22 protein-coding genes are annotated in these 22,419 nt (G+C 63.1%); 12 read left to right on the top strand and 10 right to left on the bottom strand.

Annotated elements, in window-relative coordinates; genetic code table 11:
* Window positions 1–19: 19 nt before the first annotated feature.
* Window positions 20–517 (bottom strand): flagellar basal body-associated protein FliL, encoded by a 498-nt coding sequence (fliL, locus tag ACSZOQ_RS04305; protein ID WP_439924800.1) that lies wholly within the window; start codon window positions 515–517, stop codon window positions 20–22.
* 363 nt (window positions 518–880) lie between these two features.
* On the opposite strand from fliL, the gene flgF reads away from it, so the two are divergent.
* The 6 genes from flgF to ACSZOQ_RS04275 all read left to right on the top strand — a co-directional run bounded on the left by flgF (window position 881) and on the right by ACSZOQ_RS04275 (window position 6,949).
* Window positions 881–1,648: a flagellar basal-body rod protein FlgF gene (gene flgF, locus ACSZOQ_RS04300; RefSeq protein WP_439924799.1), complete on the top strand. Its 768-nt coding sequence runs from the start codon at window positions 881–883 to the stop codon at window positions 1,646–1,648.
* A 12-nt stretch (window positions 1,649–1,660) separates the two neighbouring features.
* Complete coding sequence (gene flgG, locus ACSZOQ_RS04295) at window positions 1,661–2,449, top strand: flagellar basal-body rod protein FlgG (protein ID WP_439924798.1); 789 nt, start codon at window positions 1,661–1,663, stop codon at window positions 2,447–2,449.
* A gap of 11 nt (window positions 2,450–2,460) precedes the next feature.
* A complete protein-coding gene (gene flgA, locus ACSZOQ_RS04290) occupies window positions 2,461–3,579 on the top strand; it encodes a flagellar basal body P-ring formation chaperone FlgA (RefSeq protein WP_439924797.1) in 1,119 nt (372 codons plus the stop codon).
* A gap of 5 nt (window positions 3,580–3,584) precedes the next feature.
* Window positions 3,585–4,343, top strand: a complete 759-nt coding sequence (gene flgH, locus ACSZOQ_RS04285) for a flagellar basal body L-ring protein FlgH (protein ID WP_439924796.1) — start codon at window positions 3,585–3,587, stop codon at window positions 4,341–4,343.
* A gap of 254 nt (window positions 4,344–4,597) precedes the next feature.
* Window positions 4,598–4,879: a hypothetical protein gene (locus tag ACSZOQ_RS04280; RefSeq protein ID WP_439924795.1), complete on the top strand. Its 282-nt coding sequence runs from the start codon at window positions 4,598–4,600 to the stop codon at window positions 4,877–4,879.
* Window positions 4,880–5,074: 195 nt separating this feature from the next.
* Window positions 5,075–6,949: a patatin-like phospholipase family protein gene (locus tag ACSZOQ_RS04275; protein ID WP_439924794.1), complete on the top strand. Its 1,875-nt coding sequence runs from the start codon at window positions 5,075–5,077 to the stop codon at window positions 6,947–6,949.
* A 40-nt stretch (window positions 6,950–6,989) separates the two neighbouring features.
* Here ACSZOQ_RS04275 and dksA read toward each other — a convergent pair whose 3' ends face one another.
* Window positions 6,990–7,406 carry an RNA polymerase-binding protein DksA gene (gene dksA / locus ACSZOQ_RS04270; protein WP_439924793.1) on the bottom strand — a complete coding sequence of 139 codons (417 nt, stop codon included), beginning with the start codon at window positions 7,404–7,406 and terminating at the stop codon, window positions 6,990–6,992.
* Window positions 7,407–7,723: 317 nt separating this feature from the next.
* Entirely contained in the window at window positions 7,724–8,137 is a 414-nt protein-coding gene (locus tag ACSZOQ_RS04265) for a flagellar assembly protein FliX (RefSeq protein WP_439924792.1), read from the bottom strand.
* A 334-nt stretch (window positions 8,138–8,471) separates the two neighbouring features.
* Between ACSZOQ_RS04265 and ACSZOQ_RS04260 the strand changes: the two genes are divergently transcribed.
* From ACSZOQ_RS04260 to ACSZOQ_RS04245, 4 genes are all read left to right on the top strand, one after another.
* A complete protein-coding gene (locus ACSZOQ_RS04260; protein WP_439924791.1) occupies window positions 8,472–9,596 on the top strand; it encodes a flagellar basal body P-ring protein FlgI in 1,125 nt (374 codons plus the stop codon).
* Entirely contained in the window at window positions 9,596–9,991 is a 396-nt protein-coding gene (gene flgJ / locus ACSZOQ_RS04255; RefSeq protein WP_439924790.1) for a flagellar assembly peptidoglycan hydrolase FlgJ, read from the top strand. The genes ACSZOQ_RS04260 and flgJ overlap by 1 nt, the downstream gene beginning before the upstream one ends.
* The gene (locus tag ACSZOQ_RS04250; RefSeq protein WP_439924789.1) at window positions 9,988–10,479 is read left to right on the top strand and encodes a hypothetical protein; all 492 of its coding nucleotides are present in this window, start codon (window positions 9,988–9,990) and stop codon (window positions 10,477–10,479) included. The genes flgJ and ACSZOQ_RS04250 overlap by 4 nt, the downstream gene beginning before the upstream one ends.
* Before the next feature lie 403 nt (window positions 10,480–10,882).
* On the top strand, window positions 10,883–11,245 hold the full coding sequence (locus ACSZOQ_RS04245) for a hypothetical protein (protein ID WP_439924788.1): 363 nt from the start codon (window positions 10,883–10,885) through the stop codon (window positions 11,243–11,245).
* Window positions 11,246–11,282: 37 nt separating this feature from the next.
* On the opposite strand, the gene ACSZOQ_RS04240 is transcribed toward ACSZOQ_RS04245, so the two are convergent.
* From ACSZOQ_RS04240 to ACSZOQ_RS04225, 4 genes are all read right to left on the bottom strand, one after another.
* On the bottom strand, window positions 11,283–11,648 hold the full coding sequence (locus tag ACSZOQ_RS04240; RefSeq protein WP_439924787.1) for a hypothetical protein: 366 nt from the start codon (window positions 11,646–11,648) through the stop codon (window positions 11,283–11,285).
* A gap of 28 nt (window positions 11,649–11,676) precedes the next feature.
* Window positions 11,677–12,042: a flagellar biosynthesis regulator FlaF gene (gene flaF / locus ACSZOQ_RS04235; RefSeq protein ID WP_439924786.1), complete on the bottom strand. Its 366-nt coding sequence runs from the start codon at window positions 12,040–12,042 to the stop codon at window positions 11,677–11,679.
* 158 nt (window positions 12,043–12,200) lie between these two features.
* Window positions 12,201–13,817 carry a flagellin N-terminal helical domain-containing protein gene (locus tag ACSZOQ_RS04230; protein ID WP_439924785.1) on the bottom strand — a complete coding sequence of 539 codons (1,617 nt, stop codon included), beginning with the start codon at window positions 13,815–13,817 and terminating at the stop codon, window positions 12,201–12,203.
* A 378-nt stretch (window positions 13,818–14,195) separates the two neighbouring features.
* The gene (locus tag ACSZOQ_RS04225; RefSeq protein WP_439924784.1) at window positions 14,196–15,773 is read right to left on the bottom strand and encodes a flagellin N-terminal helical domain-containing protein; all 1,578 of its coding nucleotides are present in this window, start codon (window positions 15,771–15,773) and stop codon (window positions 14,196–14,198) included.
* A gap of 365 nt (window positions 15,774–16,138) precedes the next feature.
* On the opposite strand from ACSZOQ_RS04225, the gene flbT reads away from it, so the two are divergent.
* Window positions 16,139–16,570, top strand: coding sequence for a flagellar biosynthesis repressor FlbT (gene flbT / locus ACSZOQ_RS04220; protein ID WP_439924783.1), 432 nt, complete (start codon window positions 16,139–16,141; stop codon window positions 16,568–16,570).
* A 147-nt stretch (window positions 16,571–16,717) separates the two neighbouring features.
* On the opposite strand, the gene ACSZOQ_RS04215 is transcribed toward flbT, so the two are convergent.
* Complete coding sequence (locus ACSZOQ_RS04215) at window positions 16,718–18,199, bottom strand: pyridoxal phosphate-dependent decarboxylase family protein (RefSeq protein WP_439924782.1); 1,482 nt, start codon at window positions 18,197–18,199, stop codon at window positions 16,718–16,720.
* 114 nt (window positions 18,200–18,313) lie between these two features.
* Between ACSZOQ_RS04215 and ACSZOQ_RS04210 the strand changes: the two genes are divergently transcribed.
* Window positions 18,314–18,532, top strand: a complete 219-nt coding sequence (locus tag ACSZOQ_RS04210) for a hypothetical protein (RefSeq protein ID WP_439924781.1) — start codon at window positions 18,314–18,316, stop codon at window positions 18,530–18,532.
* A gap of 127 nt (window positions 18,533–18,659) precedes the next feature.
* On the opposite strand, the gene ACSZOQ_RS04205 is transcribed toward ACSZOQ_RS04210, so the two are convergent.
* Both ACSZOQ_RS04205 and flgK read right to left on the bottom strand, forming a co-directional pair.
* Window positions 18,660–20,423 (bottom strand): flagellar protein, encoded by a 1,764-nt coding sequence (locus ACSZOQ_RS04205; protein WP_439924780.1) that lies wholly within the window; start codon window positions 20,421–20,423, stop codon window positions 18,660–18,662.
* A 21-nt stretch (window positions 20,424–20,444) separates the two neighbouring features.
* The gene (flgK, locus tag ACSZOQ_RS04200) at window positions 20,445–22,313 is read right to left on the bottom strand and encodes a flagellar hook-associated protein FlgK (RefSeq protein ID WP_439924779.1); all 1,869 of its coding nucleotides are present in this window, start codon (window positions 22,311–22,313) and stop codon (window positions 20,445–20,447) included.
* Window positions 22,314–22,419 lie beyond the last annotated feature (106 nt).

Here is a 22,419-nt window from a genome sequence, read left to right as displayed (position 1 = left end):
TCCCCAGCGCCCTACGCCGTCACTGAATGACGACTTCCTTGAACAGCACGGCATTGACATGACTGGGCGAGATCACCGTGTTGACCCGCTTGGTCAGTTCTTCCTTCAGGCGAAACAGCCCGGCCGAACCATTGAGATCGCTGGGGCGTAGCTCGCGCATATAGGTCTGAAAGAGATCGGTGACCCGCGGCAGCGCGGGCTTGATCTTCTCGACCTGCGGCTCGTCCTTGACCTCGAGAACAACCTTCACCTTGAGATATTGCACCCGCTCGCCCGGCGCCCCGACCAGGTTGACCAGCATGTCCGGGACTTCGACGAAGGCCGGCGGCTTGGGCGGCGGGGCTTCCGCATGGCTTTCATCGCCGTGATGGCGGAAGAAGAAGAACCAGGTGCCGCCACCGCCGACCAGACAAAGCACCGCGACGGCCGCGACGATCAGAATCAATTTCTTCTTCTTGGAAGCAGGCGCCGCGTCGCCCTCGGCTGCCGCTTTCTCGGTCTGATCGCTCTCTGCCATCGTCAGTTCGCCCGTCAACAGGTCGGTCCGATGCCGCCGAGCAGGCCAGATACGCAAAACACATGCGCCCGGCGCACACGCGCCCCGTTCGCATTAACACTAGGTTCGCAATGGTTAATGGTTTCTTTCTTTAACCATACGCTAGGAAGATTTTGCCGGGTCAGTATGGTCAACAAGACCTTATTGCCGCCCTCCCCCGCCTCATGCTTTTTTATAACTAATTGTAAAGTCATGTTTTTCTGACTTGGCACGGCTTTCGCTATTCCCTTAAGCGAACCGCATGCTTGGGAGAGCTCGAGGTTCGAAACGATCCGCCAACGGCCTGGGAGGGCTTAACGCGGGTCCTCAAGGGGAGAACCACCGATGGAGAATACGCTCCTCATCGGACTGTCGCGGCAGATGATGCTCGAACGGCAGATGGATGTCGTTGCGAACAACGTCGCGAACGTCAACACCAACGGCTACAAGGCCGACCGCTCGCTGTTCGAAGAATACCTGATGCCGGGCGCGCACGAAGACAACTTCGTCGGCGGCGACCGCCGCCTGAGCTTCGTCCAGGACCGCGCCAGCTTTCACGATTTCGCTGGCGGCTCGACCGAGCAGACGAAGAGCCCGCTCGATGTCGCCATCGACGGCAAGGCGTTCCTGGTGGTTCAGACAGCAGCCGGTGAGCGCTACACCCGCGACGGCGGGCTGCAGATCAATCCACAGGGACAACTGGTGACGGCCGCAGGCAATCCAGTGCTCGGCTCCAACGGGCCGATCACATTCCAGCAGACCGACCACGACATCGCGATCTCCGACGACGGCACCGTGACCGTGATCGAGGGCACCAACAACGCGGCCGACTCGATCCGCGGCAAGCTGCGGCTGGTCTCCTTCACGCAGGCGCAGAAGCTGCTCAAAGAGGGCTCCAACCTCTACGCCGCGGGCGAAGGCAACACCGCCCAGCCTGACACCACCGCGCGTGTCCGCCAGGGCTTCATCGAGCGCTCCAACGTCAGCGCAGTGACCGAGATGAGCCGCATGGTCGAGGTGTCCCGCGCCTACACGCAGATGGCTACCCTGCTGCAACAGCAAAGCGACCTGCAAAGATCGGCCATCGAAAAACTCGCCGACGTTCCGGCATAAGGAAACCAGATTATGCGTGCTCTTTATACGGCAGCAACCGGAATGGCGGCTCAGGAGCTGAACGTCCAGGTCATCTCCAACAACATCGCGAACCTGCGCACCACCGGCTACAAGAAACAGCGGGCCGCGTTTCAGGACCTGATCTACGACCACGTCCGCCGCGTCGGCGCGCAGGCCTCGGATCAAGGCACCATCCTGCCGGTTGGCATCGATCTCGGCGGCGGCGTCAAGACCGTCGGCACGCCACGATTGATGAGTCAGGGCACGCTGTCCATGACCGGCAACGATCTCGACATCGCCATCCGCGGCGAAGGCTTCTTCAAGATCCAGATGCCGGACGGCACCTATCAGTATACCCGCGACGGCACGTTCCAGATGGACAACCAGGGCCGCATCGTCAACGCGCAGGGCAATCCGGTGCAGCCGACGATCACGATCCCGCAAAACTCGTCCGGCATCACCATCAACGCCCAAGGCCAGGTTTCGGTAACGCTGCCGGGCTCGACGACGCCGACGGTGCTCGGCCAGATCGGCCTGACCCGCTTCGTCAACAAGGCCGGCTTGCAGCCGGTCGGCGACAACAACTTCACCGAGACGCCCGCCTCCGGGCCGCCGCAGGACGGCGTCGCCAACATCGACGGTTACGGCGACATGCAGCAGAGCAACCTCGAACAGGCCAACGTCGAGGTGGTCTCCGAAATCTCCGACCTGATCGCAGCGCAGCGCGCCTACGAGATGAACGCCAAGGTCATCAGCGCCGCCGATCAGATGCTGCAATCCGCATCCGCGCTGTTCCGGTAAGGAGCTTGAGCATGGCCGCCCGCTCCGTCCTCGTCGCCGTCGTGCTGCTGGCAGTGTCCGCTCCGGCGCTGGCCGCAAACGACGCGGTTCCGCCCCTAGTCATGGCGAATGCGATCCAGACAGCGGCCGCAATTCCGGTCCCTCTGCTGCGCGCCAACGTCAACATCACGGGCGAGGTGGTGCGGATCGGCGACGTCATCGATAACGCCGGCGCCGCTGCACAGATCGCGATCTACCGCGCGCCCGATCCCGGCACTACCGGCACCCTGCCGGCTACCCAGGTGCTCGACGCTCTCCGCGCGCATCAGGTGATCGGAGTCGATACTCACGGCATCCACAACGTCGCCGTGACGCGGCTCGCGCGCACCCTCGATGCCGACGATATCGAACTGCAGATCGCCGTCGCGCTAGAGCACCGCAACGGGCTCGGCGACGCAAAGGATCTGTCGCTGACCTTCGACACTGAGCTTCGGACAGTTCATCTCGATGCAACGAACGACGGAGCCATCAAACCGGTCGTGACCCGGTTCGATCCGCGCAACGGACGCTTCGACGTCACGCTCGAAGTAGGCAACGACTCCGGCGCCGCGCCGGCTCGCCTGCGCTTCACCGGTACCGCGATCGAGACCGTCGAGGCCGCGGTGCTGGCCCGCGACGTCGAGCGCAACACGCTGCTGAAATTCTCCGATGTGGTGATAGAGCGCCGTCCGAAGACCGAGCTGCGCAACGACGCCGCAGGCCGCGACCATGTCATCGGGATGCAAACGCGTCGGCAAATGCGCGCGGGTCAGGCGCTGCACGGCGCCGACCTGACCAAACCGGATCTAGTGCAACGCGACCAGGCCGTGACCCTGATCTACCAGGCCGCGGGAATCTATCTCACCGTGCGCGGCAAGGCGACTGAGGCCGGCACCGAAGGCGACATCGTCAGCGTTCTCAACCTGCAATCGAAACGCACGGTATCCGGTGTGGTGGTCGGGCGCGGCCAGGTGTCGATTTCTCCGGCCGCGCTGATCGCCCCGCACAGGCTGGCGAGCGCCGCGCCGGTTACCGAAGCGCCGGCAATGGCCGCTGCATCATCTCCAGACTCCATCAGCGACAGCGTGCCTGTATCTCCAAAATCCGAGTAACGTTCATGTTGAAGTCCACGAACATCAACCGCATCGTTCTGACCGGCTCGCTGTTGGCGGCTGCCGGCCTTGCCAGCGGTTGCTCGTCCATCGATCGCCTTTCGCAGATTGGTGAGTCACCCAAACTGACCGCGATCGACAATCCGACGACGCAGCCCGGCTACAAGCCCGTGCAGATGCCGATGCCGAAGCCGGAATTGGCGTCCTACAACGCCAACTCGCTGTGGCGGAATGGCTCGCGTGCATTCTTCAAGGATCAGCGCGCCGCGCGGGTCGGCGACCTCCTGACCGTCACCGTGAACTTCACAGACAAGGCCAACATCGCCAACGAGACCCAGCGCAGCCGTACCAACAAGGAAGACTCCGGCATCACCGATTTCATTGGCAGCAAGACCATCGGCAATTTAAAGACCTCGATACTGCCGGGCCGCATTCTGACCGCCGACTCCACCGCCTCGAGCGACGGCAAGGGGTCGGTGCAACGGCAGGAGAACCTGCAGACCAGCGTCGCCGCCGTCGTTACCCAGGTGCTGCCGAACGGCAACCTCGTGGTGGAAGGCAAGCAGGAAATCCGCGTCAATCTTGAAATCCGCGAATTGATCGTCGCAGGCATCGTGCGGCCCGAAGATATCCAGAGCGACAACACCATCGACTCCAGCAAGATCGCGCAGGCCCGCATCTCCTACGGCGGCCGCGGCCAGATCAGCGACGTCCAACAACCGCGCTACGGTCAACAGGTGATGGACGTGCTGCTGCCGTTCTAGCTCTTTACCCAGCTCCCCGCCGTCTCGCGAACTCGGGCGTGAGGCGGTGACGACCCGGCGATGCCATGCATCGTCCGGCATTGCGGCCTCCGGCGGCTCCCCTGCCGGAGGCCGTGTCTATTTGCGGAAAGCAGATCAGGCATCGTTCGTTCGAGGGGACAATCAACGAAATTTAATGAAACCCGGTCTGCCCGGCGCGACTTGGATCGATATATATGCGTAGTATTCCGCACTGAAGACGACCGGAGCGTCCAATGACCCTCACCATCCGCATCCTGCTTGTCATTGCCGTCTGCCTGACCGGGATGTTGGACGCGGCACAGGCCCGCCACCGCAAAGTCCACACATTGAGCCAAATGCCATCCGCGCCCGTCATCGCGCCAACGCCGTCACCGCCCCTCAATACCAGCGTGGTCAATCAACCGGGCGTGCCGAACACATCGCGGCCTGGAACCATCGGCACCGGCGCGGTGCCGAGCGGTCTGAGTGGCGACAGCCCCATCGCGCCCGGATTTCCCGGCAGGGTCGGGCGGTAAGTGAAACCGGCTCTCCACGTCTAATCACCTCGGCGTCACACCCAGCTCCAGGATCAGGATGTGGTTCGATTGAATCGTCATCCCATGCGGTGATGAGTCTAGGCCGCGGCAAGAATTTCGTTCATCTACCGGCTTTCTGAACTATGCTTGGTCGGCTTGAGTTCGCGAAAGTATCTTGTCGCAAGGAGTTGCGGTTTGACGCCGAAACCCGATCCCGATCTTCAGCAACGCGAGGCGCTGCTCCAGACCGTACTTCGCAACTACTTCGCGTCCGACAACGCCGGGATCCTGTGTACCATCCAGTCCGAGGCCGAATATGTCGATCTCGCCTCTGGTGCGACACTGCTGCGCCAGGGTGACATCAGCGACGATGTCTACTTCGTCCTGTCCGGACGGCTCCACGCCTTTTCCGAAACCGAATCGGGCGCTCGAAAAATTCTCAGCGAGATCGGGCGCGGTGAAACCATCGGCGAACTCGCGCTGTTCACCGGCGAACCGCGCTCGGCGACCATTGTCGCGGTGCGCGATACCCTGCTGGTCAAGGTGACGCGCGCGATGATCGAGCGCGCGATCATGCAGGATCCCGAAATCGAAACGTCGATGATGCGGATCGTGATCCGGCGATTTCGCCACCACGAGCGCGAACGCCAGGCGCCGCCGGTTCCGGTGAACATCTGCATCCTGCCGATCACGTCCGGGTTGGATGCCGCCGATTTCGCGCAAAGCCTGCGCGACGTGCAAGCCGCGCAGGCCAGGCCGGTGACGGTGGTCACCGCCGGTGACATCGCCGAACGCTTTGGCACCGCCCCGGCTCACCCGGTGGGGCGGCGCCACGATGCGCTTGCCGACCATATCGACGAGATCGAGGCACGGAGCCGCGCGGTGTATCTCGCAGCCGACGGCCACGACACCGCATGGACCCGATTCTGCCTGCGTCATGCCGACGAGATTCTGTTGCTTGCCGATCCCGGCGACAATCCCGCTCCGTCCGCTGTCGAGCGGGCATGCCTCTCCTCCGCGGCGCCCATCTCGATTGCACGGCAGACGCTGATCCTGCTGCACAAGGCTGATACGACAATTCCAACCGACACGGCACGATGGCTGGATGCGCGGCCGGCCGCGCGGCACTTTCACATTCGCCCGCAACGACCCCGCGACATGGCTCGCATCGCACGCATCGTCTCCGGACGCGGCATCGGGCTCGTGCTGTCGGGCGGTGGCGCGCGCGGCTTCGCCCATGTCGGCGTCATCAAGGCACTGGAAGAGGCTGGCATACCCGTCGACATGATCGGGGGCAGCTCGATCGGCGCGGTCATGGGTCTGGTGCTGGCGCTCGGTCGCAGCGCGGACGAGGTCGAAGCCGCTGTCCGCAAGGCGTTTCTCGAGCACCCGATGGGTAACGTCACCGGCGACTACAACTTCATCCCGCTGGTTTCGCTGATCAAGGGCGCACGCACGCGCAGCGCGATGACGCAAGCCGTGCGCGACGCCACCGGCCTGGACGCCGTCGACAGCGAGGATTGCTGGACCACCTTTTTCACCATGGCATCGGACTTCTCGACCGGCCGCGAAGCCACGCTGCTGCGCGGCGACCTCACCCGCAACGTCGGCGCGAGTTACGCGATCCCCGGCGCGCTGCCGCCGGTCTTCGTCGGCGGACACATGATGTATGACGGCAGCACGTTCAACAATTTTCCGGTCGATGTGATGGCCCAGCTCGGCGCCGGCCGCATCATCGGCGTCGACCTCTCTGTCAACCGCGAGCAGGTATTCGACATCGACTGTGTGCCGGGAACGCTCGCGCTGCTGCGCGACAAGCTCAGACCGCGCGCGAAGCGACGCTATCCTCTGCCGAGTGTGCCGGAGACGATGCTGCGATCGTCCTTCATCACCTCGCTCTCGAAGCAGAGGGCGATGGGAAAGTTTACTGACCTGTTGTTCCAGCCGCGCGTTCCTGACGGTCGCCTGCTGGACTGGAGTCGTTTCGAGGAGATGGTTGCGGCGGGTTACAGCCACGCCAGACAGGTGCTCGCCGGACTGACCGATGAGCAGCGGGAGATGTTCCGGTAGCAGGCCTGTCGAGACAGCCGTCTCTCAGGACCGCAAGTTCCTACTCGTCCCGATAAATCTTTTCGCGCTTTTCGTGGCGCTCCTGGGCCTCGACCGAGAGCGTCGCGATCGGGCGCGCCTCAAGGCGCTTCAGCGAAATCGGCTCGCCGGTTTCCTCGCAATAACCGTAGGTGTTGTCCTCGATCCGCTGCAAGGCGGCATCGATCTTGGAAATTAGCTTGCGCTGCCGGTCGCGGGCTCGCAGTTCGATGGCCCGGTCGGTTTCCGACGACGCGCGATCCGCGAGATCGGGATGATTGACGTTCTCTTCCTGAAGCGTCTGCAGCGTGACCTTCGATTCACGAAGAATCTCGTCCTTCCATGCTAGCAGCTTGGCGCGGAAATACTCGCGCTGGCGCTCGTTCATGAACGGCTCTTTTTCGGAGGGCCTGTAATTCTTCAGCTTTTCCAAATGCATTCCATAGTCCGTGCAAGGCGCCGGCCGGCTCGGCTGTGGCCGGACGGTCCGGCTGCGGCGGAGCTTATATAGCGGCCGTTCGTGACAGACAATATCGCCGCGCCGAAAGACCGTGTCTCTGATGGCTCCGGGCGTCGGAATTCCGACCTTTTACGCCCTCCCGGACTAAAAACCGGTGGATCCCGAGCGGAACCGGCCGGTGCGCTAACCCCGCGAACAGCACCCAGCAGGCGTGGGGAACGTAGGGGGTCTGGTATCCTGCGAGAACCGACTGGCAGCCATTGCGGCCCGGGCCATACCGTTGCGTCTTGCTGCTCTCAGTATTGTCCGGCCTTGGCGAGTTCGACCTCGACGCGCAGTTCGATCTCCGACAGCACCGCATCAAGACCGACATCGCCCGAGGATGATTTCAGATTGGCGGCGGCAGCGCGCAGCCGCGTCACTGTTGAGGAATCGAAGTTGCCGGACAGCAATCCGATCTTGAGATCGTCGAGCACGTCGAGCGCGCTCCTGCCCCGCTGCACCGAGCGCTTGCGCCGCTCCACCGGATCCTCCTCGACGCCCTGCAACGCCAGCAGCGCATCGATGGTTGCGGTGGCCTTCGGCGCCGTGGTGGCGCGGTTTTCCGTGGTCGCGGTCAGGTCCGGCAGGGAAAATTCGCTTCCACCTGTCCGCCGCGCGGTCGCAGTCTGCGGCGCCTGCGTCGTTCCGTTCGGTCCATAAATTCGCATCGCATGTTCACCAGGTTGTGATGGTAACGAACCGCGTCACACCGGCCCGGGAGCCTGACCGCCGCCGGACGGAGTGTCACGCCACAAATGATGCCGACACCGGAACCGTGGACCGTTATGGTTAACGAAGCGTGAACGCTCGGCAAAAACTGCCGATAACGGCAACTTCGCCGCCGCCTCCACCTTGCGCCGCTTGACCAACCGCACCGATCTTCCAACGATATCAATGCCATATTCCAAGTGTCGCGATGGCACGAACCTCGCATAGTTAACGGCGGATGACCGTCATGGGAGTGGCGGCCAGCCGGACCGAAGCCTCAGCGGGGAGCAGAGGATGCCTGGCGTTGGTATTTCAAGGATTGTCCGGATCGCCGTCGCGGCGCTTGTCGCGCTGGCGCCGCTGGGCACGCCCGCGCACGCGACCTCGAGGATCAAGGATCTCGCAAACATCGAAGGCGTGCGGCAAAACCAGTTGATCGGCTACGGCCTCGTGGTCGGCCTCAACGGCACCGGCGATACCCTCAACAACATTCCCTTCACCAAGCAGTCGCTGCAGGCGATGCTGGAACGCATGGGCGTCAACATCCGCGGCGCCACCATCCGCACCGGCAACGTCGCCGCTGTGATGGTGACCGGCAACCTGCCGGCCTTCGCCACTCAGGGTACCCGCATGGACGTCACGGTGTCGGCCATGGGCGACGCCAAAAGTCTTCAGGGCGGAACACTGCTCGTCACGCCGCTGCTCGGCGCCGACGGCAATGTCTATTCGGTGGCGCAGGGCTCGCTCGCGATCGGCGGCTTTTCCGCGGAAGGCGCTGCCGCCAGCGTCACCAAGGGGGTGCCGACCAACGGCCGCATCGCCAACGGCGCCATCGTCGAACGTGAGATCGAGTTCGCGCTGAACAAAATGCCGAACGTTCGGCTGGCGCTGCGCAATGCCGATTTCACGACCGCCAAGCGCATAGCCGCCGCAGTGAACGATTTCCTGGGCACCAAGACCGCCGAGCCAATCGATCCGTCCACGGTGCAACTCTCCATCCCGGCGGAATTCAGGGGCAACGTCGTCGCGCTTCTGACCGAGATCGAACAGTTGCAGATCGAGCCGGACATCGCGGCAAAAATCATCATCGACGAGCGCTCCGGCATCATCGTGATGGGACGCGATGTCCGCGTCGCCACCGTCGCGGTAGCGCAAGGCAACCTCACCGTGTCGATCTCCGAAAGCCCGCAGGTCAGCCAGCCCAATCCGCTGGCGCGCGGACGCACAGTGGTAACGCCGCGCAGCGCCGTTGGCGTCAGCGAGGACGGCAAGAAACTCGCGCTGGTCAAGAACGGCGTCTCGCTTCAAGAGCTGGTCGACGGCCTCAACGGCCTCGGTATTGGACCGCGCGACCTGATCGGCATTCTGCAGGCAATCAAGGCGGCCGGCGCGATCGAAGCCGACATCGAGGTGATGTGATGCAGTCCCAGATCGACGGCAGCTTGATCGCGAGCGCTTATCGCAGCATCCCGCGCAAGGCGATGATGCCGATGCTGAACGGCCGTCCCGACCCACAGCTCGAGCAAGCGCTGCAGAAAGTTTCTCCGCAGGCGGTTCAGAAAGCCAAGGCGACCTCGCAGGATTTCGAGGCGATGTTCCTCAATTCGATGTTCTCGCAAATGACCACGGGCCTGAAGGGCGAAGGCCCGTTCGGCGACACGCCCGGCACCGGGGTGTGGCGTTCGATGCTGACCGAGCAATATTCCAAATCGTTCGCCAAAGCGGGCGGCGTCGGCGTGTCCGATGCGGTGTTCCGCACGCTCATCATGCAGCAGGCGAACCAGACCAAGCCGATTACGAAGGAAGCCGCATGACGCCGAAATCCCAGCAGCCACAGGCGTCCCCCGCCCTGCCGCCCGTCGCGACGCTGGCCGACGCACGCAAACTCGCCGACGGCATGCTCGACACCATGAATACGCTGCTCGCTGTCATCGAGCGCGAAACCGAACTGGTCCGCGCCGGCAAGATTCGCGAGGGCATGGCGCTCGAAAAACAGAAGAGCGAGCTATCGCGCTGCTACGCCGCCGCCATCAGCCAATTCAAGAGCAGCAAGGCCTACATGACCCAATCGGTGCCGGACCTGCTTGCAGCCTTGCAGCGTCATCATGAGATGTTTCGCGCAATGCTGCAGGTGAATCTCACGGTGCTCGCGACTGCGCATGCTGTCTCTGAAGGCATCGTGCGCGGCGTCAGTGCCGAGGCCCAGCGCCGCACCATGCCGCAGACCTACACGGCCAGCGGACAGCGTAGCGCGCCGTCACGCCAGCACACGACCCCGATCGCGGTCAGCCGTTCGCTGTAAAGAAGCATCAATTAATCGCCGCAACCGACTCTAACCTCTCCAGCTTGCTGGGGAGCTCTAACGCGAAGCGTTCGGATGGGGCACCTTACGTGGTGTTGGACCCCCTCCCCACTCTCCCAACTCTCTCAACGCTGCTTGGGCGCAGCCCGCAAGCGGGAGAGAACGCGCTGATTGCGAAGCAAGCGCTCCACCAAAATCGAAAATGCCATGAACACGCGGCTTCAGGAATGACGACGCGCAGTGCGCCCTGCCCGCGTCCATTCGAATCCAATTTGATTCAAATTTCTTCGCTTGCGTCAGCACGCTGTTGAACACGTTTTCTAACGCCGTGTTGAGAGACGGGCGCTAGGCTTGCGGTCTAGAGGGGGTTGGGATTTGACTCGGAGGGAGCCTGGAGGCGACCATGGGTACGGATTTCAGCATCAAACCGGTCGGGACACCGATCGCGACACCGGCTGTTCCGCCGGCGACCAGCGCCGCTGTCGATGCCGTGGCGACTCAACTTCCGCCGAGCCAGAGCGTCACGGCGGCGGACGTGAGTGCGCGTATCCGCAACCAGCCGCAGGCCCCAAACGATACGCTGTCGCACCAGGTGATCGTCGATCGGGATGCCGCCTCGATGGTTTACCAGGTCGTCGACAACCGAACCAGCCTGGTCGTGAAGCAGTTCCCCGACGAGGCGATGCTGCGGCGGCGCGCCTATTTCCGTACGCTCGATATGCTGAAGGCCGAGCGCGAACAGTCCGCCACCGACCGGCGGGCGTAACCGCGCGGCCCGAACCTGTATCCGGTCGCGCGACCGATCAGTTCTGATAAACGTAAGCCGTCTCGAGCGTGCTCGCGCCCGTCGCCGGATCCGCCATGACCGTGTTGACCTGCGCAGTGCCGGCCTTTGTCAGCGTGAATTTTGAATCGCCGACCCGGAACGCACTGTTCTTGATCAGGACGTCCTGATACTTGACCGTGGTGCCGTACTGGTACTTGGCCTTGGCCCGGAAACCGTTGACGTTCGAAATCGTCACTGAGAACGGCTTCTGGTTGGCGTACTTGCCGCTCCAGGTGCCCTCGAAGGCCTTGGGATCGACGTTAACATACTTGCCGGTGCTTAGATTGACGTTCTGCCCGACCGTCGTGTAGTTCGTCGCCAGGATGCTCAGGACGTCGGCCATGATCCGGCTCCGTCAATGAAATTCCGCGTTACGCCCGTCCGGACAGGCCCGCCGCGAGATTGCAGTTGATGTCGATCAACGGCTTCAGCTTCGCGGGGTCCGGATTGACCTGCATCTCGACTGTCTGCTTCATCACGAAAACGCCGATATTGGCGATGTTCTGGCGCACCTCCAGCGGCTGCTGGTTGGTGTCGCTATCCGCAGCGCTCATGAAGATCGACCACAGACGGCGGTTGAACAGCAGCGCGCTGTGCATGTTCTTGTCCGGCCCATTCCAGTTGTCGAGGATCTCCTGGAGCTGCCGCGCCGCCTTCAGCAAAGCTTGGGCCTCGATTTCACGAGGAGCCGACGAGGTATGAGCCGTCCGGGCGTAGGCTTGAGCAGCATGCGACATTCAAAACCTCGGGGGAAAAACAGCGGGCGCGCGCGCTTCGGCGCTGCTCATATGTCTACCAGCGCTGCCTTTAAAATAGGTTACCCGGTGTTTTCACATGCGTCTAAAAAATGGCAGGCCAGACACGTGCGAACTCAGCGACGTCGCGCCTTCGCTCATCAGCGGAGCAGCTGTAGCACGCTCTGTTGTGACTGGTTGGCCAAAGCCAGCGCGGACACCGCGATCGACTGGCGGGTGGCCAGCGCCTGGCTGTTCGCCGCTTCCTCGTTAGTGTCAGCGAGCGTCAGATTCGACGAGCCGGTCTGCAGCACGTTGATCAGATTCTTCGAGAAATCCTGACGGACTTGCACGATCGACAGATTCGAACCGAGCGTCGAAGCCTGCGTGCGTAGTGTGCTCGACGCCTGGTCGAGGCTCGCGATGACGCTATTGGCCGAGCCATTGTCCAGGAAGTCAGTGCCCACCGCCAGGGCCGACAGTCCGAGGCCCGCTGCATTCATGTTGGTACCGTTGATGCTGAGCACGGACTTTCCGGTCTCGTTGAAGATCAGCTTCAGCGTGTCGCCGTTGAGCAGATTGATGCCGTTGAAGGACGAATCCTGCGCCGTCGTGTTTATCTGTTGAATGATGTTGTTGTACTGATTGACGAGCCCCGCGCGGGACGCCTGAACAGCGGGATCCTGAACAGGCGCGCCTGCGACGAGACCGTTGAAGGCATAGCCTGCACCGGCCGCCGTCCCGCCGATCGCGCCGATGGTCGCGGATGCGGCCTCGTTGGCGGTCGAGATCGTGATGACGCCCGCTGTGTTAATCGTGGCCTGAAGATCGTTGGCGGCGAGCTGCGCGTTCAGGTCGTTGAGGGTCTTGACGGTGCCGTTGGTGCCGTCGCCGAACGTGATGTTGGTCGCAACGCCGCCGCCGGTTGCTCCGATCGTCAGCGTCTTGCCGTCGAGATTCCCGGCACCGCCGCTGCGCGCCGTCGTTCCCGCGCTCAGGCCGAGCTTTGCGAGCACGCCGGTTGGCGAGGAGTCCGTCAGCGCCAGATCGTGAGCGATACCGGTGTTGAGTGCTACCTGCCCGCTTCCATTGACCGACGATGCCGTAGCGGGAGCGGTGTTGCCATTCAGCGCATCAATCACGCCGGTCAGCGCGTTCAACGTCTGGTCGATGCCGATCGTGACGTTGCCGGAAGCGTCGGTGGTCGCCGCGCCGGACGCGGCGAACGTGATGGTCTTGCCGTTGATGGAAAAGCTGTCGCCAACCGCAGGACCGGTCGGTGTCGCAATGGCGCCGTTGGTCAGCGCACTGATAAGGGTGGCGCCGGTTGCGGCAGCGTTGGCGGTGCCGGTTTTCAGGGCGGTGCCGGGCGTTGCGGCGACATTTGTGAAAGGAGTCGTGCCTCTGAGATCAAGCGCGGTCGCGCCGGTCACGGGGAGGCTCGCGACCGACGACTTCTGCGAATAGCCGACCTGGGATTGCAGAACCTGATTGGCAACCGACTTCGCGGTGTCGACCAGCTTCTGCAGCGAGGTCAGGCCGGTGTTGGCGGCCTGCAGCACCTGTACGCCGTTGCCGATGCCGTCGAGCAGACTGCTGATGTCGTTGGCGCGATTGTCGAGCGCGGCGGCGGTGAAATAATTCGTCGGGTTGTCGAGGGCCGTGTTGACCTTCTTGCCGGTGGAAAGACGGTTCTGCGTTTGCGCCAGCAGGTCGGCGGTGGACTGCAACGAGAGCAAGTTCTGGCGAACGGATGCCGAGAGAACGATGTCGGACATGTCTGGCCCTTCCCTGACGTGGGCGGAGCCGGCTCGCCGCAGAGGGCCGGTTCCTGACCGGAAAGGTGAACGAGACGTTTTAATTTATGGTTAACAGCAGATTAATCCGACGATCGATCGCTGCAGGCGCCTCCGCCGTGGCATCTGAGGCGATTTCTGAATTTGAGCGATGAAATACGAGGTCATCGAGAGCTTTAGCGCACTGTGCTCAACACGGGATCGAAAAATTCAAAACCTCGTCTTGCGAAGGTTCTATCCTGTTCTGTCAGGAGGTTGCAGGCCGCTGCTGCTAATCCAGCTCAGAATGAGGTTACAGCGCCCACAAACGCAAAAATGGCGGGGTTTCCCCCGCCGTTTTCGTTGTCTGATGTTGCTGGATCAGCGGAGCAGCTGCAGCACGCTCTGCTGCGACTGGTTGGCCAGCGCCAGCGCGGACACCGCAATCGACTGGCGGGTGGACAGCGCCTGGCTGTTCGCCGCTTCCTCGTTGGTATCGGCGAGCGTCAGGTTCGACGAGCCGGTCTGCAACACGTTGATCAGGTTCTTCGAGAAGTCCTGACGGATCTGCACGATCGACAGGTTCGAACCGAAGGTCGAAGCCTGCGAGCGCAGCGTACCGGACGCGTTGTTAAGCGAGTCCAGAACCTTGTTGGTCGAGGCGTTGTCGAGGAAGTCGGTGCCCTTGGCCAACGACGACAGGCCGAGGCCAGCCGGATCGAAGGTCACGCCCTGGATCGTCAGGGTGGACTTGCCGGTTTCGTTGAACACCAGCTTGAGCTGGTCGCCATTCAGCAGGTTAACGCCGTTGAAGGACGAATCCTGCGCGGTGGTCTTGATCTGGTCGATCACCGCATTGTACTGGCTGATCAGCGTCGCACGGTTGTTCTGCGCGTTGGCGTCTTCGACGGGCGCGCTGGGGGTCACGGTTGCTCCGAACAGGCCCGCACCGGCAGCAACCGACGTACCACCGAACGCACCGATCGTCGCATGGGCGTGATCGTTGGTGGTGGTGAAGGTCAGCACGCCGGCAGAGCTGATCGACGCCGACAGGTTGTTCGCGGCAAGCGCCGTGTTCAACTGGTCGAGGGTCGAAACCTGGCCGCCGCCAGTGCCGAACGTGATGCTGGTGGCGGTGCCGCCGTCGGTCGCTGCGATCGTCAGCGTCTTGCCGGCGAGCGCGGCCGGAGCACCGGGCGTCCGAGCGGTCGTGCCGGCGCTGAGGCCAAGCTTGGCAAGACCGGAACCGCTGACAGTCAGATCGCTCGCCGTACCGGTATGAAGCGTGATCGCGCCACCGGCGATCGTCGACGTACCGCCAGTGATCGAATTGATCTTGCTGATCACATCGCCGACGGTATCGGTGATGTTGAGGTCGTTTCCGGTCGCGCCCGAAGCAACGAAGTTGATCGTGGTACCGTTGACGACGATGGTGTCGCCGGCAACAAAGTCCGTTGCAACCGAGTCGGTGTTGGCACCGCCGGACAACGTCGTCGCCGCAGTCATCGGAGCAGGCACTGTCAGGCTGTTGTTGGTGACAGTACCAGCGGCAGCGGCCGCGTCCGTCGGAGCGCCACCCGGTCCGAGCAGGTTGTCAGCCGTCGCGCCGGTGATGGCAGCGGTGATGCCCTGAGATTTGGTGGAGTAGCCCGAGGTCGCCTGCAGCGCCTGGTTGGCGATCGACTTGGCGGTATCGACCAGCTTCTGCAGCGAGGTGATGCCGGTGTTGGCAGCCTGCAGCACCTGCACGCCGTTGCCGATCGAGTCGAGCAGGTTGTTGATGTCGCTGGCGCGGTTGTTGAGGCCCTGCGCGGTGAAGAAGTTGGTCGGGTTGTCGAGCGCCGAGTTGACCTTGTTGCCGGTGGCAAGACGGTTCTGCGTGGTCGAGAGCAGATCGGCGGTGGACTGGAGGGAAAGCAGATTCTGGCGGACCGATGCGGAGAGAACGATATCGGACATTTTTCATACCTTTCTGGTGTGAATACACTTACGCGCGTACGCCGAAGATATTCCCTTCGGACGAGGCGCCACAGTGATGAGAAGACTCTAAGAAAGCATGAACCGGATCGTAGACTCGCAAGCTCCACCGGCAGGCGCTCCGAGCGAGCCAGCGACCCAGATTGTGCTAGCGTGGCCGGGCTTTAGCGGGATTTCGTCTCAGACAGCCGCCGCGACGTTTACCAATCGTTAACCATAATCGGAAAGGATCGCGGCCAGGCTGTCCGCGATGCTCGCGCCGACGTAGCCGTCCGCCACAATTTTGCGCGGTGAACGGCACTACCGTCTCCGTTCCGGCACGCTTCATTCACGACAGGAAAACAGTCATGGCGCTGAAAGTCGAGCTTAAGCCGCATGAACGCATCATCATCGGCGCGTGCGTCGTCACTAACACCGATCAGCGCGCGCGACTCCTGATCGACGGCGACAAGATTCCGATCCTTCGCGAGAAGGACATCCTGACGCCCGAGACCGCGGACACGCCCGCCAAGCTGATCTACCTCGCGGTGCAGCTGATGTATCTGTCGCCGGAGCCGCAGATCAATCACGGCACGTATTTCAGCCTGTTGCGCGATGTCATCACGACCATGCCGGGGGGATGGCCGATCATCGAGGGCATCAACAACGACATCCTCAACGGCGACCTCTACAAGGCGCTCAAGGAAGTCAAGAAGCTGATCGCCTACGAGAAGAAGCTGACGGACACGAGCGACAGCACCGCCGACCGCGCCGACGCCAGGGCGCAGCGCTCCGCCTGAACCGGCACGCGCACGAGCGCGGATCGTCTCAGAGCGTTTCGAGATCGCACTGAACTACAACGAGCGATTCTTCACCTCTCTCCGCTTGCGGGGAGAGGTCGACATGCGAAGCATGACGGGTGAGGGGCATCGCGCCATCCTGGCCCCTCACCCCGCCCCTCTCCCCGCGCGCGGGGAGAGGGAGTCGGTTTCGCGCGCGCCGAATTCCAGCACCGCTGCCACCAGCGCGTCGATGTCCCGCATATCGGTGCGATGGTTGACGATCGCCGCGCGGATCGCGAGCCGGCCATCGAGCGTTGTGGTGGACGGCGCTGCGATACCCGACTCGTGCAGCGATGCGACGATCCTCGCATTGACCTTGTCGGCGTCGTCGGCCCGGTAGCGGAAGCACACGATGTTGAGTTGCACCGGCGCCAGCAGTTCGAGCTTCGGCTCGGCGACGACCTTCGCTTCCAGATAGCGCGCGAGCGCGCAGGTCCGGGCGATCATCGCACCGAGCTTTTCGGTGCCATAAGCTTTGAACGTGAACCATGTCTTCAGCGCCCGGAAGCCGCGCGACATGTCCGGCCCGTAGTCGCACGGCCACGGCGAACCCGCCGCGAGCCCGCGCGTTTCCCGCCGCAGATACGCCACCGGCGCCGCAAACGTCCGGCGGTGCTGCTCACCGTCGCGGACGAGGAGGAAGCCCGCGTCATAGGGCACCTGTCCCCATTTATGGAAATCGAAAGCAATGGAGTCGGCGCTCTCGATGCCGGCGAGACGCGGCGCGATCTCCGGCGACAGGATACCGAGCGCGCCGTACGCACCGTCGACATGCAGCCACAGATTCTCGTCGCGGCACAGCGCATGCAACGCCGCCAGATCGTCGACCGCCCCGATGTCGACGGTCCCGGCCGACCCGATCACCAGAAATGGCGTAAGACCCGCGGCGCGATCGGCCGCGACCTGCGCACGCAATGCATCGACATCGATGCGATGGCAGCGATCGACCGGAATCCGCCGCAGCGCGTCGGTACCGAAGCCTGCGAGGTCCATGGCCTGCGCGACGCAACCGTGCGTCGCCACCGACGTATAGGCGGTGAGACCGGCGCCGCGATCCGACAGACCCCGCTGGCGCACGGACGGACCGAGCCGCGCCGAACGCGCCACCAGCACCCCCATCAGGTTCGCCATCGATGTTCCCGTGACGAAGATGCCGCTCGCCGTATCGGGAAAACCGAACATCTGCCGCACCCACAGAACGATCTGGCGCTCGACCTCGATCGGAACGTGATCGCGGCCGCCGAGATTGGCGTTCAGCCCGGCCGCCAGCATCTCGGCCAGCATCCCGATGGCGGTGCCGCCCCCGTTCACCCATCCCATGAAGCCGGGATGGACGTTGCCGGCTGTATACGGCGCGATGTGGTCGGCAAACTCCCGATAGATATCGTCGAGATCGGCGCTCGCCCGCGGCAGCCCGTCACGGAAACGCGCGCGCGTTTCCGCAGGGATAGGCCTCCACACCGGGCGCGCGCGAACATCGGCGATGTAATCGAACATATCGTCGAGCATCCGGTGCCCCTGCGCGCGCAGCGCGTCCCAGTCATCCGGATCGAGTGTCTCGCCAGCGTCGGGCGGCGCCTTCGTCATGCTGCGCACTCCTGGCTGCTGCACGCACGCGACCGCAGCACGGCTTCGAACGCATCGAAACCCACCCGCGGCGCAGCGCGACGACGGAGCGCGCATTCAATATCGAAGCTGAGCATGAAACGTTCTTCCTCGCCGCGCGCAGCGCGTCGCTGGCGTCCGCATTCCCGGCCGGCTGATGATGTGTTGGCGGTGTTCCTGCCCTACTCCACCCCAAGAGGCAAGCACGGCAGCGCGGCCGAATTCCCACCCCATTCGCAGGCGGGAATGATTAGCGAAACGCAACCGGCTTTGGAACGGCTATTCGCGACGGCCGCCTCGCCGCTCGGGGGCTAGCGCCACAGAGCGGGAGGAGGAAAAGTGTGCAGCGGTTTTCCGCCCGCATCCCGCTCCAAAATATTGGAGTCGATCATGTTCATGATTTCGGATCGATCGATTTCGAAATCGTCGTGATCTAACGTCGTCAGAGGAATTTGACGAGGCTGAGCTGCGAGAGCATCGCGGTGGTCTGGTACGAGGCCTGCAGATCGGTCTGCAACGCCAGCAACTGGCTCGCGACCTCGTCGGTGGAGACGTTCTCAGCCTGATCGACCATATTCTGCATCGTGGCCTGCGTCAGTTTCTGCCGCGCGGTGGCGTCCTTCATCACCGTCTGCGCGTTGGCGAGATCGACCTGGATGTCCTGGATGTTCTGCTTGCCGGGAGTAGCTGTCAGGTTCTGCGCGACGCGCGAATTGAGTGCCGAAATCTGACCGGCGGCATTCGGATCGGTGGGCGACGTCGTCACCGCCGCGAGAAGCGCAACCGACTCCATCAGCGAACGGATGGCGTCCTCGTTGGCGCGCATGCCGTATTGCACCGTCACCGACGGATCCACCCGCACGGTCGAGGTTGCACGCGCTGAACCGGTGCCTGCATCGCCGGTATACCACTGCACGGTGTTTGCCGCCGTGCCGTTCACTGCGGCTGTGGCGGTCGCCAGCGTTGCTGGCGGGGTGACGTCGACGCGCTGCGGCGGTGAATCGAAGAAATCATGCGTTGCCCGGATGGCGGAGGCCGCGACCAGCGACGTCTTGGCCAGCGTTCCGATCGAGCTCGTCAGTGCAGCGTTGAGATTGGTAGCGGTTGCTGCCGGCGTCGCGCCGATCGCAAAACTGCCGGCAGGGGTCGGCACCTCGCTGGATGCCGTCAGTTGCACGGTTTCGCTGGTGCCGTCCGGCAGGTTGAAAGTGAAACTCACGGTGTCGCCGTCGGCCGGGTTGGTCGCGCCAAGGTCGATCGAGGCTTGCGCCGGCGTGACCGTCACGCCTGCCGCGCTCGAGCTGACACCGGTCAGTTGCGCGCCATAGGGTGACGTGGTGGCCTCGGCGGCCGTCAGCGCCGCGTTCAGGTTGGTGGCGGTCACCGCAGCGGACGCGCCGATCTCGAACGATCCCGCTGGCGCCGGCACCGTGGTCGTCGCCGTCAATTGCACGGTCGTGCTGGTGCCGTCGGACTGCAGGAAGGTGAAATTGAAGGCGTCACCGTCCGCCGGATTGGTCGCGAGGTTGACCGTCGCAGGCGTGTTGGTGACGGTCGCGCCCGTCAGCGACGAGGTGACCTTGCTGAGCTTCATGCCATAGATCGAGGGCGACGCATCTTCCGCAACCGACACCGATGTCGCGGTCGGCGAGGAAACCACAACGCGACCGAGCCCGCTCGTGCCAAGATCGGCCTGGTTGCGTTCGGAGATGACCTGCTTCAGCCCGGCCTGCCCTGCTCCGTTGCCGTTCAGGATCAGGTCGGACGACGCCACCGGCTGGGTGTAGATCGCGCTGCCGGAAAAGACGTAGCGGTCGCCAGACTGAGTATTGAGGATGCCGACCACCGATGAGAATTCGGCCACTGCGGTCTGCTGGCCTGCAGTCTGTCCCGCGCTGTTCAACGCCTGCGATCCGCTGTTGGCGGCGGTTTGCAACTGCGTACCGATGTCGGCCAAGGCCTGCAACGCCGTGTTGCCGACCTGGATGTTGGTGTTGATCTTCGTCATGGTATCGGTGTACGCGGCGATGTTCGACAGTTGCGCGCGCGCCGCGATGGCAAAACCTTCGTTCGCGCCCATGCCCGAATAGGTCGTCGACTTCTTACCGCTGGTAAGCTGGTTCTGCAGATCGGCCATCTGCGCCTTGAGGCTCTGGATCGAGCCGCCGAGGATGGTGTTGCCGAAGCTGATGCCGTTGATCGCCATACGAACCGCCTTATACTCGTCTTACAGTTGCGCCTGCAGCAACGTCTGCATCATGCTCTGCACCACCGACATTACATGCGCGTTCGCTGCGTATGAGTTCTGCAGCGCGATCAGATTGGTCATTTCGGTGTCGATATTCACACCTGCCTTGGTGTTGAATTTCTCCTGCAGCGTATTGACGACCACGTCCTGACCCTGCGCCACTTGCTTTGCCGTCGTCGCGGCGCTGCTCTGCACGCTGACGAATTGCTGCAGGAACGACGGCAGCGAGCCCTTGAACGGCGAGGTCGCTGCGCCAAGCCCGGTATTCGGCGAGTAGGTGTAGGTCGCCGACGTCAACTGATCGTAGAGGAAATCGGACCGCGTGGTGTCGCCAGCAGGCGTTACGGGCGACGTATTGTAGACTGTGAGTTTCGATGGATCGGCGAGCAGCGCGGCGTTGACCTGGATTCGTCCCGCCAGTCCCGTGATCTGCGAGGCGGTGCTTGTGATCGCGCCTGTGTAAAGCGAGGCACGATCCGTGAAGAACGGCAACTGCGGATTGCCTGAAGCAAGCGACTGCACCGTCGACGTGGTCGAGGCCGTCATCACGGTCGATGCGCCAGAGCCATCGTCGACGGTGCGCAGCATCGATCCCGATGCGGAGAACGTCAGATGCGCTGACCCGCCGATCTGGCTGTTCAGTTGCGACACGATCGAGGCGAGCCCGCCGGAAAAATTGACGCCGATCACCTTGTCATTCGGATTCGAGGCGGTGTTCGGAATCGGCAGAGCGGTCGGATCGTCAACGCGGACCACCGTGACGGTGTGCGAGACGTTGCTCGAGTCGGTGTAGGTGACGTTGAACGAATTGCCCGGCAGCACGCTGGACAGATCAGTGTCGAAGCCCGACGGAGGTCCGGCGACCGGCGTGCCGCTGGTCGTGACATCGGACAGCGCGCTGGCGAGCGTCGCCGCCATCTGATCGACCTGGTTCTGAGCCTGCACCAGCGTCTTGTCGCGCAACTGGACGTCGGCGGCGATCTGGCCGGAGTTGATGCCTTGCGAGGCGATCATGTCGATCTTGGCGCCGTTCGGAAGCTGGCACATGATGGTGCCGACGCTCGACTTGCTTGGATCGGCGTTCCACTGCGAACTCGCAGTGAGCGAGGACTGCGCGTTGAACGACAGCTTGGACGCCTGCACGCCTCCGACGAGTTGGATACCCGACGTCGTGAACACCGACGTCTGATTGGAGCCGTCGGTCACCGCGCGGATGTCCATCAGCTTCGACAGCTGATCGACCGCGCTATCGCGCTGGTCCATCAGCGTCGCCGCGGCCGGGTCCTGGGCACTCATGCCCTGCAGCTTCTGATTGAGCTGGGCGATCTGGGACATCGCCGCGTTGGCCGGCGAGACCGACGCCGAGAGATCCTGTTCGGCGTTGGAGCGCAGCGTCTGGATGCCGCTGGTCGTCGCGTTGAGCTGCTGCGCCAGCGCCTGCGCGGCGTTCAGCACCGAGGATTGCGCCGCCGTGTTGCCCGAACTCGCCGACAAAGCCTGCAGCGCGGAGGTGAAATTGTTGTAGGCCGCTTCCAGCGTCCCGTCGTTGCCGGGCGTACCGTAGACATTCTGCAACTGGCCGAGCACGTTCGCGATCTGGTCGGCATAGGCGCCGCCGGCATTTTCCGTGCGCAACTGCGACTGCACATAAGTGTCGAGCGTGCGGTTGACGCCGATGACGCGGACGCCCGAGCCGGTATCGCCGGTGACGATCTCGGCCTGCACCGACGTCTGCGAGACGTAACCGGGCGTGTTCGCGTTGGCGACATTGCCCGAGACGATCGACAGCGACGCCTGGTTGGCGCGCAGGCCGGACATCGCGATAGAGAGGGCCGAACTCAAACTCATCTTATTGCCCGCCTCGAAATCAGATCAATCCGCGCCGCGAGCCGAGTCCGATTCAACTGCGTTGAATCAAACTCTGCTTTATTCTTTTGATTGAGCATGATCTCAT

This window comes from Nitrobacter sp. JJSN (assembly GCF_051912485.1).
Classification (GTDB): Bacteria; Pseudomonadota; Alphaproteobacteria; order Rhizobiales; family Xanthobacteraceae; genus Nitrobacter.
The sequence above is the reverse complement of the archived record's forward strand: the minus strand, read 5'-3'. Positions and strand labels throughout refer to the sequence as shown.